Genomic DNA, 16,927 nt, shown 5'->3' with positions numbered 1-16,927 from the left:
AGGCCGTAGAGATGGTCGTGCAATTCAAGAAAGATGCGTTCCACGCCTGTCAAATCCGCGTTTTGCAGCAGATCACGCTCGGCGCCCTCGATATCCATAACGAGGACATTGATGCCGTGTTGAGCGATGAATTCGTCAATATTGGTCGAGAACAGTTCTATGGCATGTTCGTAAGGCCCCTGATTCTCGTCCATGGACGACATCCAGAGATCACGCCGCACATAAAAGCGGAACGAACTGGGCTCACCCGCAGTCAGAATCCCTTGTGACAGCACCACATTGTTGAGGCCGTTGGCATCGACAACACGCCGGGCCAGTGCCGCTGTTGTCGGGTTCGCCTCGAAAGCCCAAACCGACACATCCGCTATCCTGGCAATAATGGAGGTGATAATTCCGATGCCTGAACCGAGTTCCAGTACACGATCCCCTGGCTTGACCGCCTTGAAAATCGAACGTGCTTCCTTGGCCTCATAGCTGCCACTTGTCAAAGCCTGCCAGATAACCGGCGAAACTTCGTCAGACGTTATCGGTACGTTAATCCCATGTACTTTCAGCAATTCCTGCGCCCCGGTTCCCCACGGAACATCTTGTTCGAACAAACGAGCAAAGAGTTCCGACATATTGATGTATTACATCGCAATCTAATTTTGCGCTGCAATCAGCGTATGAGCATAAACTGATTTGTGCCTTTGAAGCCAGTTGCAACGCGATGATATCATCAATGATTGGAAGCCAGACCGACTGTCTTCAAGTCTCGCGGGTGTCCGTGGAGATGTTTGAGCTTTGAAGCGGGCATCGGCTTACCAATTAGATAGCCTTGGACCTGATCGCATCCTAGCCGCTTGAGGCATTCAAACTGCTCCTCGGTTTCAATGCCTTCCGCGATCGTCACCATTCTGAGGCTGCGCCCTACTCCGGTTACGAGTTCGACAATCGCAAGTGCGTCGGGCCGTGTGGTCACATCGCTCACGAAAGTACGATCAATCTTGATCTTGTCGAAGGGAAATCCGCTGAGACTGCCGAGCGAAGAATAGCCTGTGCCAAAATCGTCCATGGCGATCTGAATACCCAGTGCTTTCAGTTGGCGCAGCGTGCTCAAGGTCTGTTCGTTCTTGTCCAGCAGCACCGATTCCGTAATCTCAAGTTCGAGCCGGTCCGCACCAAGCCCGCTTTGCTCCAGCGCATCAATAACGCTCTGAATAAGGTTCAGACTGCGAAACTGAACAGGAGAGAGGTTGACCGCGATCTTGAGAGGCTTGTTCCAATGTGCGGCCTCCAGACAGGCCGTCTTGAGCACCCAATCCCCCAGTGCATGAATAAAGCCTATCTTTTCGGCGACTGGAATGAATTCGACCGGTGAAACCGAGCCTCGGACCGGGTGTGTCCAACGAAGCAGGGCCTCATAACCGCATATTTCCCGCGTTACGGTGCAGGCTTGCGGTTGATAGTAGACCTCCATCTCACGGTTCTCCAGCGCCTTCTGAAGATCGGCTTCGAATGATTTCTTTTCCCGCAAGCGTGTCTGCATCTGGGATTCGAACACACTCGCGTGACCGGGTCCAAGCGCCTTTGCTTCGTAGAGCGCAAGATCGGCGTGTTTGAAAAGCTCTTCCGTATCGGGCTCGCCCTGAGAGATCGCGACGCCGACACAAGTTCCGATTTTTATTTCCAATTCGCCCACATGATATGGCTCACTGATGGCCTCCATCAGGCGGTCTGCAAGTTCCAGGGCCTGATCTTCCTGAAGTCCCGTGGAGAGCAAGGCAAACTCATCGCCCCCCAACCGGCAGACCATGTCGCCTCGCCCGCCCAGTTTGGTCAGACGCCGCGCGACAGCCTGCAACAACGCATCGCCGACATCATGTCCAAGTGTATCGTTGACGTCTTTGAAACCATCAAGGTCCAGAAGAAGAATGACCGCCGACTGACCTCCGGCATGTGCGGCTTCCAGCCTTTTTTCCAGATCCTGCCGAAACAGAACACGATTGGGCAAACCGGTCAGAGCATCGTGGTGCGCATCATGTTCAAGCCGAAAGTTCTGAGACTGCAGTTCCCCAGTCGCCTGCCGAAGATCGCTCGTCAGGCGCTGCATGCTACCATGCGCCCTATCAAGAAGCTTGTTGTGGCGAAGCAGAAGGATAACCAGCACCACCCCGCAAATGATGAGGCCCGCCGCCAAACCAGTGTAGATGAGATGCAGTTGACGCACTTCCGCCTGTGCGGCATCGATAAGCCCTACGTCATATTCGACGGCCGTCGAGGCAAGCGCTGTCATCGGTCCATCAAGTATGGTCATGGAGTGCAGGACAGTTTTGATACTGTCTATGTCCAACTTATCGAACTGACGATCAAGCGCCTGCAGAACATCGCTCAGTTTCAAAAACAGATCACGGCGCTGCGGATCGTCCTGAATGAAGGATCGCAGATTGCCCTGTTGCAGCAATTCCAACCGACCCAACATAATATCGAGACGAAGCCGTAATTCGTCGCGGCTTTCTTCGTTCATGTTCAGGGCATATCCAGCCAGAACATGCTCGAGCCGCATATATTCGGACACCGTCTGCCCGACGGCCCAGGAGTCGTTATAACGGGAGAATTTCTGAAGCGCTGTCTGCCGTTCGGCAATGACATAGGCGATATACGCCGTTGCCACCACGAAACAACAGATAATAACGCCTAGAATTCGTCTCACACTTGCCTCTATTCAACTATCAGCTTGGCAACCTGCCAGGCAGAACGTGTGTAATAGGTCTGAGTTTGAAGTTGTGGGTCGCTGTCATAAGGGTAAATTATAAACAACGGTCCTTTGTCACGAACCGGCATGTAATTCCCATCCCGCTTCATGGCAAGAATAACGTTGAATCTCTTGAAGTCCTCCAACGGCAACGAACTAACGTAATCGTTCAAAGCAACTGCGGTCACCTTCGTTCCCTTCGCGCCCACGAGCGACATAAGCTTGTCCATCGATACGCCCTCGAAACGCACGCGACCGTCATACCAAGGATTTGCCGTTTCCACGGTGACCAACCCCATCGCTTCCAGCATGTCCCGATCAAACTGGGCCGTATCGCCAACATTCGTATTCGAGATTTTGCCGGATATGACGAGAATCGGCTTACCGGTCGGCTTCGCCAAGGGTTCAGCAGCTGCCCCGGACAACCAGGCAAGAGGCAAGACCAGGCAGAAAAGGGCTCGGATAAGTTTCATTGCATTCTCCATAATAAACTAAACCATTAAAGAGAATTGCCTAAATCAACGTGAAGATCGCACCAGTTTTGTACCTTTTCATGCTTATCTGCAATAAAAATGAAATATCAAAAGCTCCCCTGACGCAACGTAACTTCAAAGGGTCGCAGTTGGAGAACCATCTTAATATTAGATAGCTTTCACATAACGGTCGCATTTTAACATGCCATGCCCGATAATCAGTTGAGGCGGGAGTGTCGATCCATACCAAAACAGGGCAACGTCATGACGCCGCCCTGTAGAAATAATCGATATGGATCGTTGATTCAGCCTGCCAGTTTTCCACCTGTCATGGCTTTCGGCACGCCCGTTGTGCTTGGAAAGCTGATGGGCAGGCCGCGCAGGACACGTACCGCCAGGAAAGCAAAACATTCCGCTTCCACGGCATCGCCCCGCCAGCCAAGCGTTTCGACTGGAACAAGTTCCACTTTCGCACGCTCAACCAACATGCGCATCATTGTCGGGTTACGGCGTCCACCCCCACTGACGGCAAGACGCTGAGGTCGGCGGGGGAGAAGGTCCAAAGCCTTGCCTACTGCCGAAGTCGTGAACGCGGTCAGCGTGGCCGCCCCATCTTCCTCATCCAGACCATCAGCCATTGCATCCGTAAAATCGAACCGATCCAGAGATTTAGGATATGGCGCGGCCAGATAGGGGTGTTTGAGCAGTTCGGCGAGCCGTGCCTCGTCCGCGCTGCCCTTCGCCGCCAGCGCTCCGTCGCGATCCATTTCCCCCAAGCCGCGTGCTTTCACGAAATCGTTGATGGGCGCATTGGCTGGTCCCGTGTCGAATGCCACAAGCGCATCCTCACCATCCCACCAGGTGATGTTACCGACACCGCCGAGATTAAGAATCGCTGTATTGCCGCTCGGATCCACGCTGCGCAGCAAGGCAGCATGATATATGGCAGCAAGCGGAGCACCCTGCCCGCCAGCACGGATATCTGCGGTGCGAAAATCATAGGCGACCTTGGTCCCCAGGAGTTCGCTCATAAGCCTTCCGTCGCCGAGTTGCCTTGTGTCTCCGATTCGACCGGTTTGCGGCGCGCGATGCAAAACCGTTTGCCCGTGGAAGCCGACGACACCGATATCCGCCATCGAGAGCCCGCTTTCCTCTACCAATTCGCGGACAGCCGCAGATTGCGCGCGCGTCAGCGCTTCTTCCGCCTCGGCAAAAACAGTGGGCTCCGATCCTTCGAAATTCCAGATGCGCGCTTCGGCCTGTGCCTGTTCCAACAGGTCGCGAATCCAGCGCGGATAAGGCTTTAGCGCATACGCTCCGAATTCTGTTACCGTTTCCCCATCTGTTTTCAACAGAGCGACGTCGATGTTTCCGTCAAGAACTGTGCCGGTCATCAGTCCGACGGCCCATATTGGCTGCATAGATGTCTCCTATCCCAATGAGATTGCGTCACCAACGCCCTGACGCAGTGCCAAGATACCGCTGTCGAAATGACGGGTGGGATGAATGCGGTTGGTGAGCAGGGTCCATGCCCGGCCTGCTTCAAAATCGATCCATAAGCCGGTTCCGGTAAACCCGGTATGGCCAATCGTATCCTTCGAATTGAAGCTGCCGCCCGACCAGCCATCATAAGGCCGTTCCCAGCCATGCGTGCGGGTTGCGGATAGTGGCTGACGCATGTGGGCGATCACGTTTCGCGGTGCTCCCGTTCCGTCAAGCAGACCAAGCGCGAAATCGAGTATGGATGCGGCAGTACCGAACAGACCGGCATGCGCGGCCCCTTGCAATGCCGAGCAATTATCGTCGTGTACTTCGCCGCAAAGTACACGATTGCGCCATGTGCAGTTTTCCGTCGCGGCACTCATTTCCGGCTCCGCAGAAAAAGCGAAGCCCTCGCCGGGCTCCATCTCTCGAATGGTCTTGCCGTATAGCCTTTCCAACGCAAAGCCGAGCAGGATGAAATTGATGTCCGAATAAACCGGTTGGCATTTGCGCCATTCGCGCTGCAGAACGAACGCGCGCAAAAGTTCCGGATCACGCCCGTAAGTGTAGATCGGTTCGACGGACGGAAAAGGCGTCTGGTGGCCAAGGCATTCACGGAACGTGACCTTGCGCTCCCAGGCGTCATTATCATACTGCCGAAGATCGGGTAGCAAGGTGGTCAATGGCGCATCGAGATCAATGACGCCATCCTCAGCCAGCGCAAGAATGCGGTGCGTCGTGAAAATGACTTTTGTCAGCGAAGCAAGATCGAACCACGTATCGATGCTCATTGCCCGTCTGGTCGGGACGATCTGTGCAAAGCCGGTCGCCCTGACAGCGCGGTTGCCAGAAAGATCGACCATCCCAAGAACACCGCCGGGAATGCGATAAGAGTCGCAAGCGTCTTTCACCAAAGCGAACGCTTTTTCAAAGCGAGCCGTAAAGGCGGTATCGGATCGGGGAATATTTGATTCTGCCATGGTAATTATGCCTCGGTCCGGGCCATGTGATCCCGGCCATATGTCTGCCAGTTTGCCGGCTCCGGCTCATAACCCAGCGGGCGCACAAGCGAGGGCACTTGTCGTGTGTCGAGGGCGAAATGTTCGTTGCGCCGATCAATACTTGGAACAGCAGAAATCAGCCGCTTCGTATAAGAGTGTTTCGGCGCAGAAAGGATTGTTGCGGCATCGCCGATTTCCACGATTTGCCCGGCATAGACAACTGCTATGCGATGCGCGATCCGCTCTACCACTGCCATGTCGTGCGATACGAACAAGTAAGCAAGGCCACGCTCCTTCTGGAGGTCGATCAGCAAGTCCAGAACTTTGGCCTGCACAGATACATCCAGCGCGGAAACGGCTTCGTCCAGAACTACGACCGCCGGGTTCAGCATCAGCGCGCGGGCGATACAGAGCCGCTGGCGTTGCCCGCCCGAAAACTCATGTGGGTAGCGCTCCAAGCTGATGCCGGGGAGCCCGACGCGGTCAAGCAGTTGTAGCATCTTCTGCCGCGTCTCCGGTCCGTCCCGCCCGCCAGCTGCGATAACCGGCTCGGCAAGGATACTATCTATGCGCAGACGCGGATTGAGCGATGCGTAGGGGTTTTGAAAAACCATCTGCACCGAAGAGAAATTTCCCGCATCGTTGGTGCTAACCGCACCAATTTCCAACTTTCCGCGTGAAGCTTTGACAAGCCCGAGAATGGCTCGCGCAGTTGTCGATTTTCCCGAACCGCTCTCCCCCACGATCGCAAGCGTTTCACCGGGAATGAGATCAAGATCGACGTTCTCCACCGCATGAACTGCCCCCAGCCTGCGACCCAGAAAACCGCCTTTGACCGGAAAACGGACCGTCAATCCTTTCACCGACAGGATCGGTTTTGTTCCCGATAGCGTGGTGCGCACGGTATCGGTTCGCACCGCTTTGCCGCTTTCAAAATGCGGAACGGCCTTCAGGAGATGTTGTGTGTAGGGATGCTGAGGCTGGTCGAGAACAGTGCTCAGCTGTCCTTGTTCAACCGCCTTGCCATGCTGCATCACCATGACCTTGTCGGCCATTCCTGCGACCAGACCAATGTCATGCGTGATGAAGATCATCGCCATGCCGGTTTCTCGCTTCAGCTGTGCGAGCAGCGCCATGATCTGCGCCTGCACGGTAACATCGAGCGCCGTCGTGGGCTCGTCGGCAATCATGAGGCGCGGATTACATGCAAGCGCCGTGGCGATCATCACTCGCTGCAACATGCCCCCGGAAAGCTGGTTCGGACAGTATTTGAGCCGCCGTGCGGCGTCCGGAATACGCACGCGATCCAGCGCGTCCTTGGCAGCGGAAGCTGCCTGTTTTCCTGTGAGCCCACGATGGAGACGGAATGATTCCTCGATCTGCGTGCCTATCGTCAGTACAGGATTGAGGGATGTCATCGGCTCCTGAAAGATCATACCGATTTCTGCACCGCGGATTTTCGTCAGCTCTGCTTCGTTCGCAGTTACAAGATCGATTGTGCTACCGTTTGCGCGATTCAGCTTGATTGATCCGTCGATGACGCGACCGCCGCCAAAATCCACCAGACGATTGAGCGACAGGGCCGTTACAGATTTGCCGGAACCACTTTCGCCGACAATTGCCAGTGTTTCGCCCACAGCGAGATCAAAACTTACGCCACGCACAATCTCGTTGGCTACAGGATTGCGACCGAATCCAACGCGAAGGCTCGAGACAGAAAGCAGCGTGCTCATGCCATCGCTCTCCGCATCTTCGGGTCGAGGATGTCGCGCAGGGCATCACCCAGAAGGTTGAAGCCAAGAATGCCGATCATGATCGTAAGTCCCGGAAAGGCCAGCAGCCATGGCGCGATCTCCATGAGATTACGCGCATCGGCCAGCATGAGACCAAGTGACGAAGCGGGTGGCTGTGTGCCCAGACCCAGAAAGCTCAGGCCTGCCTCCGTCAGCAACGACCAGGCGAGCGCCAGGGTGATCTGCACTGTCAAAGGGGCCACCAGATTAAGCAGCAGATGGCGGGAAAGGATATAACGGTTGCTGCTGTGGAACGTACGCGCCGCATCAACGAATTCGCGTGTTTTGATCGACAAGGCCGGGCCGCGTACAACCCGCGTGAAGATCGGGGTGTAAACGATGGCAATGGCGGCGACACTTGTTCCTGTTCCCGGCCCGACAACAGCAATGATGAGAAGCGCAAGCAAGATTGCCGGAAACGCCAGAAGCACATCCATGATGCGCATGACGACACCGTCCCACCAGCGCCCGAACCACGCCGCGGTCAATCCCAGAACAGTTCCCGCGAAAGCGGCAATCCCGACTGCCGAAAAGCCCACCATGAAGGATTGCGCGACACCAGCCATCAGGCGGCTCATGACGTCACGTCCGAAAAGGTCGGTTCCCATCCAGTGGGCAGCACCTGGAGGACGCAGCCTGTCTATCCGATACTGCATCAGCGGATCATGCGGCGTGAAGCCGAAATAGCCGAGACAAGCCACGATCAGATAAACCAGAACGATGAACCCGCCGATACGACCGCTGGGATGAGCGAAAACAGAACGCAATATCTGCATCAGCTTTCCTCCAGACGAATGCGCGGATCGAGCGCTACATACAGGAGATCAACCAGCAGATTGACGATCATGAAATTGAAGGCAATGAAAAGAATGCTGCCCTGCACCAGAGCATAATCGCGCTGGAGAATGGCGTCGAGCACCATGCGTCCAAGCCCCGGCAGAGCATATATCTGCTCAACCAGCACAGCTCCGCCCAGAAGATAGCCGAACTCCACTCCGCTCAGGGTCACTACTGGTATCAGCGCATTAGGCAATGCGTGCCGCCAGATGACAGAGCGAGCCGATGCTCCCTTGCTGCGAGCCGTGCGAACGTAATCGTCGCTGAGAACGTCCAGCATGGCCGAACGCGATATGCGTGTGACCGATGCCGCAAAAGCAAAGCCGAGCGTCAGGGCCGGCAAGATCATCTGCAGGAAATTCTGCCACGGGTTCACCCAGAAAGGTGTAAATTCGCCCATCGCAGGCAAAACCCCAAACCCCGCCGACAGTATATAAATAAAGAGGAGACCGAGAACGAAGCTCGGAGTCGACTGCCCGATCATTGCGAAAATGCGCACCGCCAGATCGGATTTTTTCTCGTTGCGCGTTGCCGCATAAACGCCAGCAGGGAGTCCAACGAGCAAAGCGATAAACACCGACATCAATGCAAGTTGGAGTGTCAGCGGAAAACGCTCAAGGATAACCGTCAAAACCGGCTTTCCGAATGTCACCGAGACACCAAGATTACCTTGCAGCACATCACCCAGCCATCGCCAGTACTGGGTGGTCCAGCTTTGGTCGATACCGAAATATTGCGCCAGCGCCTGCCGCTGTTCCGGGGTCAACAACCCTGCCTCCGTTCCGAGCATGGCAGTGATGGAATCACCCGGCACCAGACGGATCGCAACGAAGACAAGGATCGACACCCCCAGCATGACCAGAGGAAATGTCAGCAGCCGACGTGTCAGATAATTCATGTCAGATTACTCACGGCCTGCCGTTCCGGAAGGCACTTGCAAGCCACGCCTTCGCAGGAAGACGTGGCGGATTTCGTGACATCACTGCCCGATCTGCAGCTTGGTTATGCCGAATAGCGATCCGGTTGCGCGAGGCTCGAAACCGGTAACGTTTTTCTGGTGAGCAACATAAGTGTTAGCCGTATAGAGCCATACCCACGGAGAAACTTCCGTTATGTGCTTATCGAAGTCGGCAAAAATCACCTTGCGCTTTTCAGGGTCCGTTTCGGCTCTCCCCTTCTGCATCAGATCGTCAAGCGTATCGTCGATATACTGCGCGACCTTCTGAAGGTTGCCCGCCTTGGTCCAGTATCGGCCATACATCGTATAGGGATCAGCCGAACCGCCGTTCAACGCCACCGCCATGTCGAAGTCCCCCTTCAGCCACGTATCGACATAGACGTTCAGTTCCATCATCCGGATATCGAGCTTGATACCGATTTCGGCGAGTTGCGACTGAAGCACCTGCGCCTCGGCCGCAGCGGTCGCAGGCTCTCCATTTGCCGCGATGATCGTTGCCGAGAAACCGTCCGCATAGCCCGCATCCGCCATCAGCTTCTTCGCCTTTTCTACATCGGGCTTATAGCAGAAAAGCGTGCTGGGGTCGCTTGCATAGGCGGGCATTGTCAGCGGGCCCGTCACCTTTCCTTCGCCGAGCAAGGCCGTGTCGAGAACATCCTGCCGGTCAACGGCGCAGGAAATAGCTTGACGCACGGCCAGCTCCGTCATGGGCTTGCGCGAAGGGTTCAATTGCAGGACATGATAAGCAAGCGCCGGCGTGCGCACCAACTCAAGAGCGCTTTCGTTCGGCACCATCGTTGCGACCAGCGGGTCATTGAGAAGCGCAAAATCGATCTGCTTGGCGCGAAGCGCGGCGAGAATCGCCGTTTCATCTGGCAGAACACTGATGTCGATCCCGTCGACCCTTACCTTACCGCCGGCCCAACCGGGATTGGCTTTCAGTACTTCCTTGGAATTCGGTTCCCAACGTTCAAGGACAAACGGGCCGGATCCAACGGTTTTTGTACCAATATTGCCCGCCTTGATCTCGCTTTCAGGAAGGATAGCCGCATTGATGCTGGCAATGGCCGCCAATAGCGGGGCGTCTGCCTGCGAGAGTTTGAAGACAACCGTTTCGTTGTCCGGCGTCTCAATAGCGGCGATGGAACCGAAATTGGCACGCGCCACCGCACCCGTTTTTTCGTCCAGGATACGCTCGAAGGATGCCTTCACATCGGCTGGCGTAACCGGCTGACCGTTGTGGAACTTGGCATTCGGGTCGAGCTTGAATGTCAGAATCTTGCCGCCATCGGAAAACTCCCAACTTTTCGCAATGGCAGGCGCGATCTGAAGATCGGAACCGAGACGAACGAGCGGCTCGTAGATGAGTTCAAGCAGCCGGATCGATGAAAACGCCGGCTGCTTATGCGGATCAAGACCGGTGGCATCCTGTGACCAGGCCATGCGAAGCGTCGCGGCAGAAGCCGTAGACAGGCCCAGCCCGCTGAAGCTCCCAATGCTCAATGCCAATGTGGCGGCGCCCGCAATCAGGCTTTTTTTGAAAATCGCTCCCATTTTCTTCCCTCGCAAATCACTGCAATGCTGATGTCCGACCGCTTCCCCGCTTCGGCTCACGCTTTATTGGCATTTATTGCCTGTCTAAGAAATCCCCCAGCATTCTTTAATGCCTTTCTTGCCTCATCCACTGGCATTCCGGTAATCGTGATGAGGATTGCAAGCTTGACGTCATTATCCGTCAGGGCGAGAACGCGTTTTGCCTCCCCCGCCCCGCAACCGGTTGCCTGCATGACAATTCTCGAAGCACGTGCGACAAGCTTGTGGTTGGTGGCACTGACGTCCACCATGAGGTTCTCATATGTCTTTCCTATCCGGATCATGCTTGCCGTCGTCAGCATATTGAGCACCAGCTTCTGCGCCGTGCCGGATTTGAGGCGCGTTGAACCAGTCAGTATTTCAGGCCCCACAACTGGCGATATGGCAATTTCAGCCATAGCCGCAATCGTCGAGTTCGGATTGCAGGAAAGCGCCACAGTCGTAGCACCAATTGTTGCCGCGTAAGCCAGCCCTCCGATCACATAAGGAGTGCGTCCACTGACCGCGATTCCCACGACGACATCCTTTGAGGCCAGACTCACATTGCGCAGATCGGCCTCCCCCAGTGAGGGATCGTCCTCTGCGCCTTCGATTGCATGTTGCAGCGCATCGGCGCCACCTGCAATCAAGCCCACCACCATTCCTTCCGGTACGCTGAATGTCGGTGGGCATTCCGATGCATCAAGAACGCCAAGACGTCCGCTCGTTCCAGCACCCAGATAAATCAGCCGACCGCCCCTCCGAAAGGCGTCAACAATTCTGTCGACCGCCTGCGCGACGTGAGGCAGAACTTTTTCGACAGCGGCGGGTACCAGATGATCCTCGTCGTTAATGCGGCGCACGATAGCAAGACTGGCCAGCAGATCGATATCCATCGTGCGCGGATTTCGCTCTTCTGAAACCAGCTTATCCAGTTCAGATAACAACGCCTGTTCTGTCATGCTCTGCCTGCCTGTCGAGCGGCGTTCAAATGCGCCTTTATGGTTAATATGCTAGGATTGAAAATTCTTTTCGTCAATTCAAATACGGAATATTTTATTCCTTACCTTCACCGAAGTACGGTCCAATCGGATAACACCGCATCAGACATATTGCCGGATCACCATCGGCGGAAGGAGGTGAATTCTGCCGATATCGAATCTAATCGCGAGCTATCCGCTGAAGCGTTCCGGTCTCCGCGCCGCATTCCACACATACCGTTGGGCAATTACGCATAATCGTTTATGTTGGAATTCTGTATTCCAAAGCAAATCGAATTGTCTTACGACCGAGGCAATCGAGTATCGAACCTTCCGGCACCGGAATCGGGAATAGTTACATATGTCGATTCTACAAAAGATCAGCGCCAAACTGAACGAACTGACCGTTGCGGATCGAAAGATCGGTCAGTTTATCGTCGACCATCCGGAACAGGTGTTGAAACTTTCTTCCTCCGCGCTCGCGGCGGCGACCGGACGCAGTCAGTCAAGCGTGGTCAAGTTCAGCCAGAAATTCGGATTTGACGGCTATCAGGAACTCAAACTCGCCGTCAGCGAAGCCCGGGCCAAGGAATGGCAAGTTCCAGCAGGCATGGTGCACGGCTCCATCGAAACCGGGGATAGTTACATCACCGTTCTGCAGAAGCTTATCGGCAGCAAGCTGCAGTCGATGCAACGAACGGTTTCCGCCAACAGCGAGCAGGATATCGACGATGCATTGCAAGCGCTGATCAGCGCGCGACGTATCCACCTCGCCGGCGTTGGCGCATCGTCACTCGTGGCGCGCGATTTTTCCTATAAGCTGATGAAACTCGGCCGCAACGTGATGCACGATAGCGACAGTCATATCCAGATGGCCAATGTTTCGACCTTGCACGAGGGCGATGTCCTGTTTGCCCTCTCCTATTCGGGAACGAGCATCGAAACCCTCCGCATCTCGGAAGAAGCCAGGAAATGCGGAGCAACCGTAATCGCTGTTACAGGTCTCAACAGGAATCCGCTTAATGAAATTGCCGATATTCCCTTGTATACCGTTGCGGATGAAGAGCGGGTTCGCTCATCATCGATAACCGCGCGCGACGCGCAACTTATTTTGACGGACCTGCTCTTTATCTTGCTGTTTCAGCGACAATCAGATGCCAGCGATTACGTGCATAAAAGCGAAGCGGCAGTGTCTTCGCTGAAACTATGAACGACGAGATCAATCGATAATAGCTGCGGCGGCGAGGCTCGCAAAGGCAGCAACGAATGCTACGGCGACAGCACCAACTTTTGTGAAGAGATTGAATGTGTCGCCCGGCATTTCACGGTTTGACATGTTGAGATAGACGAGCGCCGCCACGACAATAACAACCGAAAAGCCAAAAGCGGAAACCCACTGCCATACCTCAGGCATGAAACCTCACAGACGCTAACTCAATTTGAAATCTGCGGTTTCTTACCCAAATTTTGTTACCACAGTGTGACCCAGTTAGTGCTTTCTGTTCCAGCGCGCAATGTACAGCGCTGTCCCTGGTCATCATCTATTTGTGAATAGTCGACCCTTCCAGCACTGCGGTGGCCCGTTTCGCAGGCTCGCTCACGGCCATAGCACCGCCAGTTAACTGCAACTGCACAAGCTTCTGGATCAAGGCTGAAGATGACTACCGAACGGCAAAAGCCGTGATATATCTGCCGGCGAGCAAACAGCCGTGCGCAGAAACGACAACTCAAAGGTATACATTATGACTTCGCCATCATCACCACCGCAAATCGAACAGGAAGAGCGTCTCGAACGGCTGGCATCGTTGCAAGGCAAGTTGAGAGAACGTGGTATCGGCGGGCTTCTGCTCGGGCCGACAGCAAGTTTGCGTTATTATACCGGGCTGGTCTGGCACATCAGCGAACGTTTTCTGGGCGCCCTCGTTACGCCTTCGGAGGTAATTTACATCGTTCCCGGCTTTGAGCAGAGCCGCGTCGAAAGCCTCCCGCATCTAGCTGGAGAAATCCGCATCTGGCAGGAGGAAGAGAACCCAGCCGCGCTGATCGCATCGCTCCTCCCGGCAGGTGCTAAACTTGCGGTCGATGACGCCATCCCGCTGTTTTTCTATAATGCTCTCAGGCAAGAGATCCAGCCGGACCGGCTGCTCGACGGCGGCGAGCTGATCCGGGAACAGCGTATCCGCAAGTCGGTCAAAGAAATTGCGATCATTCAGTATGCGATGAATCTGACGCTTGAAGTCCACCGCCGTGCGCATGCAATGATCAAGCCCGGCATTGCCGCAAGCGAAGTCGTGCGTTTTATCGATGAACAGCACCGCGCACTCGGCGCAAGGGGTGGCTCGACATTCTGTATCGTCTCATTTGGGACTGCGACCTCACTGCCGCACGGCGCGGACGGCGAACAGTTTTATCAGCCGGGTGATGTTATCCTTGTGGACACAGGCTGCCGCATCGACGGCTACCATTCCGATCTCACGCGCACCTATATGCTGGATGAGCCTACAGCAGAGTTTTCGCGCATATGGGCGATCGAACGCGAAGCCCAACAAGCCGTTTTCGACGCGGCGAAGCTCGGCGCTGCTTGCTCAACCCTTGACGATGCAGCGCGCGCTGCGCTCGTGAAGCACGGATTGGGACCGGATTATGCCCTGCCCGGCCTTCCTCACCGCGCTGGTCACGGCCTTGGCCTGGAAATTCACGAAGCCCCCTATGTCGTCCGCGGGAACTCACTCCCGCTTGCGGAAGGCATGTGCTTCTCCAACGAGCCGATGATCGTGGTCCCCGACCAGTTCGGCGTCCGTCTGGAAGATCATATCCATATGACGGCAACGGGGCCAAAATGGTTCACCCAGCCAGCGAAAAGCCCAACGCAACCTTTCGCATAGGCCTGCTTGCTGTTATCGGATGGCTGGAATACCCGTCCAGCTTTCTGATCTCTTTTCGCCAATGCCGATCAGGTCGATGGCCCGCGCCGCGATCTGATCGGCCACCTCGTCGACAGATTGCGGCTTGAAATAAAAGGCTGGAACCGGCGGCATCACAATCGCACCCAATTCCGTTACCGTGCACATATTGCGCAAATGCACCAGATGCAGCGGAGTTTCTCGTGCAATCAGAACCAGCTTGCGTCGTTCCTTCATATGAACGTCGGCCGCGCGGGTTAACAGGCTGTCGCTGTGCCCCGTGGCGATCGCTGCAAGTGTACGCATGGAGCATGGCGCAATGATCATACCTGCGGTTGCAACCGATCCGCTCGCGATAAGGGCCCCTATGTCGCTGACAGAATAACTTCTATTCGCGAGCCTGTGCAGAAGCGCATAACCGTCAGGACCTAGCTCGTGACGCAAGGTCTGCTGAGCGGCGTCCGACACAACCAAATGGGTTTCGACATCACTTAAGGCGGAAAGCTGTTCCAGCAGCTTGAGCGGGATGAGAGCGCCTGATGCCCCCGAGATGCCGACAACAATCCGTTTCATCGCATGGTTTCCTTATCCAGACCCAGTTCGCCCCACATCGCATCCACACGGGCAATCACGTCATCGCTCATCTCCAGCACGGCACCCCATTCCCGCTCGGTTTCAGCCCCGATTTTGTTGGTCGCATCAAGTCCAAGTTTCCCGCCCAGACCCGAACGAGGCGACGCGAAGTCGAGATAATCCACCGGTGTGTCAGCCAACGTGACGACGTCTCGGCTCGCATCGAAACGCGTGGCGAGCGCCCACATGACATCATCCCAGTTGCGGACATTTATGTCTGGATCGACTGCGATTATGAGTTTCGTGTAGCTGAACTGCGGCAACATGGACCAAAGCCCCATCATCACCCGCCGGGCCTGGCCGGGATAGCGCTTGTCGATCGAAACCACCATTGCGCGGTAGGAACATGCTGCCGGAGGCAGCCACAAATCGACGATTTCCGAAAACTGTTTCCGCACAAGCGGCACAAACAGTTCGTTCATCACTTCGCCAAGTCTGGAGGGTTCATCTGGCGGACGACCCGTATAGGTCGAAAGGTAGACGGGATTCTTTCGCATGGTAATAGCCGTCACCTGCATCACCGGAAATTCCTCCACACTATTATAGTAACCGGTGTGATCGCCATACGGCCCCTCCGGCGCGGTAGCGGATGAGGAAACTCGTCCTTCCAGAATGATTTCGGCATTGGCGGGTACGCAGAGCGGCACGGTGCACGCACTGACCACCGAAGGCCTCCGCCCTGCAAGCAGGCCCGAAAAGGCAAGTTCGCTCATTCCTTCAGGCAGGGGCATGACGGCCGAGAGAATCGTCGCGGGATCGGCACCGATGGCCACGACAACAGGCATATCCTCGCCGCGCCTTTGCCACATGCGATGATGGCGTGCACCGCCCCGATGGGCAAGCCAGCGCATGATGAGCTTGTCGTGTCCAAGCTTCTGCATCCGATAAATCCCGACATTGATATCGGATGGATCGTCCGGCGGCTGCGTGATGACCAGCGGCCAGGTGACAAGTGGGGCGGGTTCGCCGGGCCAACACCACTGGATAGGCAGCAGATCGAGATCGACGGCTTCGCCCTCGAGCACCTCAGCCTGCACCGCCGCATGTCGGACATGACGGAGGCGCATGTTCAATGCGGCCTTTGCCAAAGGCAGCTTGCTCCATATCTCACCCGCCGAACGCGGCGGCTTTGGCGCGCGCAGTTCCGCAAGCGTCTCGGCAAGGCCGGAAATTTCTTCGACAGAACGGCCAAGCCCCAACGCGATCCGCCGCCTCGAGCCGAAAAGATTGGCTACCAGAGGAATTGAGTGCCGACGCCCTTCCGCGTTGACGGGCTGCTCGAAAAGCAGCGCCGGGCCATCATCCTCAAGCACTCGCTTATGGATTTCGGTTATCTCCTGGACGAGCGATACCGGACGCCTGATCCTGACGAGATCATTGCGACGTTCAAGCTCCCATAAGAAGCTTTGCAGGCAGTCGTAATATGGTGGAATAGATCGGGCCGTTTTCATAACCCATTTTTGAATATCGAATTCTTTCGCCGTCTTTGATCTGAATCAAACTGTCCTTGTATTGAATCGCCTAATTCTGGTTTCACCTTGTAAGGCTCACCGGAGCTGGA

Annotated in this window: 15 protein-coding genes (1 of these 15 running past the window's edge); 2 read left to right on the top strand and 13 right to left on the bottom strand. The window is 55.6% G+C overall.

Annotated elements, in window-relative coordinates:
* From OINT_RS22065 to murQ, 10 genes are all read right to left on the bottom strand, one after another.
* A protein-coding gene (locus tag OINT_RS22065) for an FkbM family methyltransferase (protein ID WP_006470162.1) crosses the window boundary here: on the bottom strand, positions 1 to 620 show its 5' portion. The gene continues 127 nt to the left of window position 1, outside the view; 620 of the gene's 747 nt are visible here — the first part of the coding sequence; its start codon is at positions 618 to 620; its stop codon lies beyond the left edge, outside the window.
* Positions 621 to 718: 98 nt separating this feature from the next.
* Positions 719 to 2,692, bottom strand: coding sequence for a putative bifunctional diguanylate cyclase/phosphodiesterase (locus tag OINT_RS22060; protein WP_006470161.1), 1,974 nt, complete (start codon positions 2,690 to 2,692; stop codon positions 719 to 721).
* A gap of 8 nt (positions 2,693 to 2,700) precedes the next feature.
* The gene (locus OINT_RS22055; protein ID WP_006472448.1) at positions 2,701 to 3,207 is read right to left on the bottom strand and encodes a putative pterin-binding protein; all 507 of its coding nucleotides are present in this window, start codon (positions 3,205 to 3,207) and stop codon (positions 2,701 to 2,703) included.
* A gap of 305 nt (positions 3,208 to 3,512) precedes the next feature.
* The gene (locus OINT_RS22050; RefSeq protein ID WP_006470159.1) at positions 3,513 to 4,628 is read right to left on the bottom strand and encodes an anhydro-N-acetylmuramic acid kinase; all 1,116 of its coding nucleotides are present in this window, start codon (positions 4,626 to 4,628) and stop codon (positions 3,513 to 3,515) included.
* 9 nt (positions 4,629 to 4,637) lie between these two features.
* Positions 4,638 to 5,669, bottom strand: a complete 1,032-nt coding sequence (locus tag OINT_RS22045) for a serine hydrolase domain-containing protein (protein WP_006470158.1) — start codon at positions 5,667 to 5,669, stop codon at positions 4,638 to 4,640.
* A 5-nt stretch (positions 5,670 to 5,674) separates the two neighbouring features.
* Complete coding sequence (locus OINT_RS22040; RefSeq protein WP_006470157.1) at positions 5,675 to 7,423, bottom strand: ABC transporter ATP-binding protein; 1,749 nt, start codon at positions 7,421 to 7,423, stop codon at positions 5,675 to 5,677.
* Positions 7,420 to 8,259 carry an ABC transporter permease gene (locus OINT_RS22035; protein WP_006470156.1) on the bottom strand — a complete coding sequence of 280 codons (840 nt, stop codon included), beginning with the start codon at positions 8,257 to 8,259 and terminating at the stop codon, positions 7,420 to 7,422. Before OINT_RS22035 ends, OINT_RS22040 begins: the two co-directional genes overlap by 4 nt.
* Positions 8,259 to 9,218 (bottom strand): ABC transporter permease, encoded by a 960-nt coding sequence (locus OINT_RS22030; protein ID WP_006470155.1) that lies wholly within the window; start codon positions 9,216 to 9,218, stop codon positions 8,259 to 8,261. The genes OINT_RS22035 and OINT_RS22030 overlap by 1 nt, the downstream gene beginning before the upstream one ends.
* Positions 9,219 to 9,299: 81 nt before the next feature.
* Positions 9,300 to 10,832 (bottom strand): ABC transporter substrate-binding protein, encoded by a 1,533-nt coding sequence (locus tag OINT_RS22025; RefSeq protein ID WP_006472085.1) that lies wholly within the window; start codon positions 10,830 to 10,832, stop codon positions 9,300 to 9,302.
* Positions 10,833 to 10,888: 56 nt separating this feature from the next.
* A complete protein-coding gene (murQ, locus tag OINT_RS22020; protein ID WP_006470153.1) occupies positions 10,889 to 11,812 on the bottom strand; it encodes an N-acetylmuramic acid 6-phosphate etherase in 924 nt (307 codons plus the stop codon).
* Between the two features lie 379 nt (positions 11,813 to 12,191).
* On the opposite strand from murQ, the gene OINT_RS22015 reads away from it, so the two are divergent.
* The gene (locus tag OINT_RS22015) at positions 12,192 to 13,040 is read left to right on the top strand and encodes a MurR/RpiR family transcriptional regulator (protein WP_006470152.1); all 849 of its coding nucleotides are present in this window, start codon (positions 12,192 to 12,194) and stop codon (positions 13,038 to 13,040) included.
* 9 nt (positions 13,041 to 13,049) lie between these two features.
* Here the strand turns inward: OINT_RS22015 and OINT_RS22010 are convergent, their stop codons facing one another.
* Positions 13,050 to 13,244, bottom strand: coding sequence for a hypothetical protein (locus OINT_RS22010; protein WP_006470151.1), 195 nt, complete (start codon positions 13,242 to 13,244; stop codon positions 13,050 to 13,052).
* A gap of 328 nt (positions 13,245 to 13,572) precedes the next feature.
* Between OINT_RS22010 and OINT_RS22005 the strand changes: the two genes are divergently transcribed.
* Positions 13,573 to 14,715: a M24 family metallopeptidase gene (locus OINT_RS22005; protein WP_006472087.1), complete on the top strand. Its 1,143-nt coding sequence runs from the start codon at positions 13,573 to 13,575 to the stop codon at positions 14,713 to 14,715.
* 12 nt (positions 14,716 to 14,727) lie between these two features.
* Here OINT_RS22005 and OINT_RS22000 read toward each other — a convergent pair whose 3' ends face one another.
* Positions 14,728 to 15,306: a UbiX family flavin prenyltransferase gene (locus tag OINT_RS22000; RefSeq protein WP_006470149.1), complete on the bottom strand. Its 579-nt coding sequence runs from the start codon at positions 15,304 to 15,306 to the stop codon at positions 14,728 to 14,730.
* Entirely contained in the window at positions 15,303 to 16,817 is a 1,515-nt protein-coding gene (locus OINT_RS21995; RefSeq protein WP_006470148.1) for a UbiD family decarboxylase, read from the bottom strand. The genes OINT_RS22000 and OINT_RS21995 overlap by 4 nt, the downstream gene beginning before the upstream one ends.
* Between the last annotated feature and the right edge of the window lie 110 nt (positions 16,818 to 16,927).

This window comes from Brucella intermedia LMG 3301, from assembly GCF_000182645.1.
GTDB classification, from domain to species: Bacteria; Pseudomonadota; Alphaproteobacteria; order Rhizobiales; family Rhizobiaceae; genus Brucella; species Brucella intermedia.
This window is presented reverse-complemented; position numbering and strand designations above follow the sequence as displayed.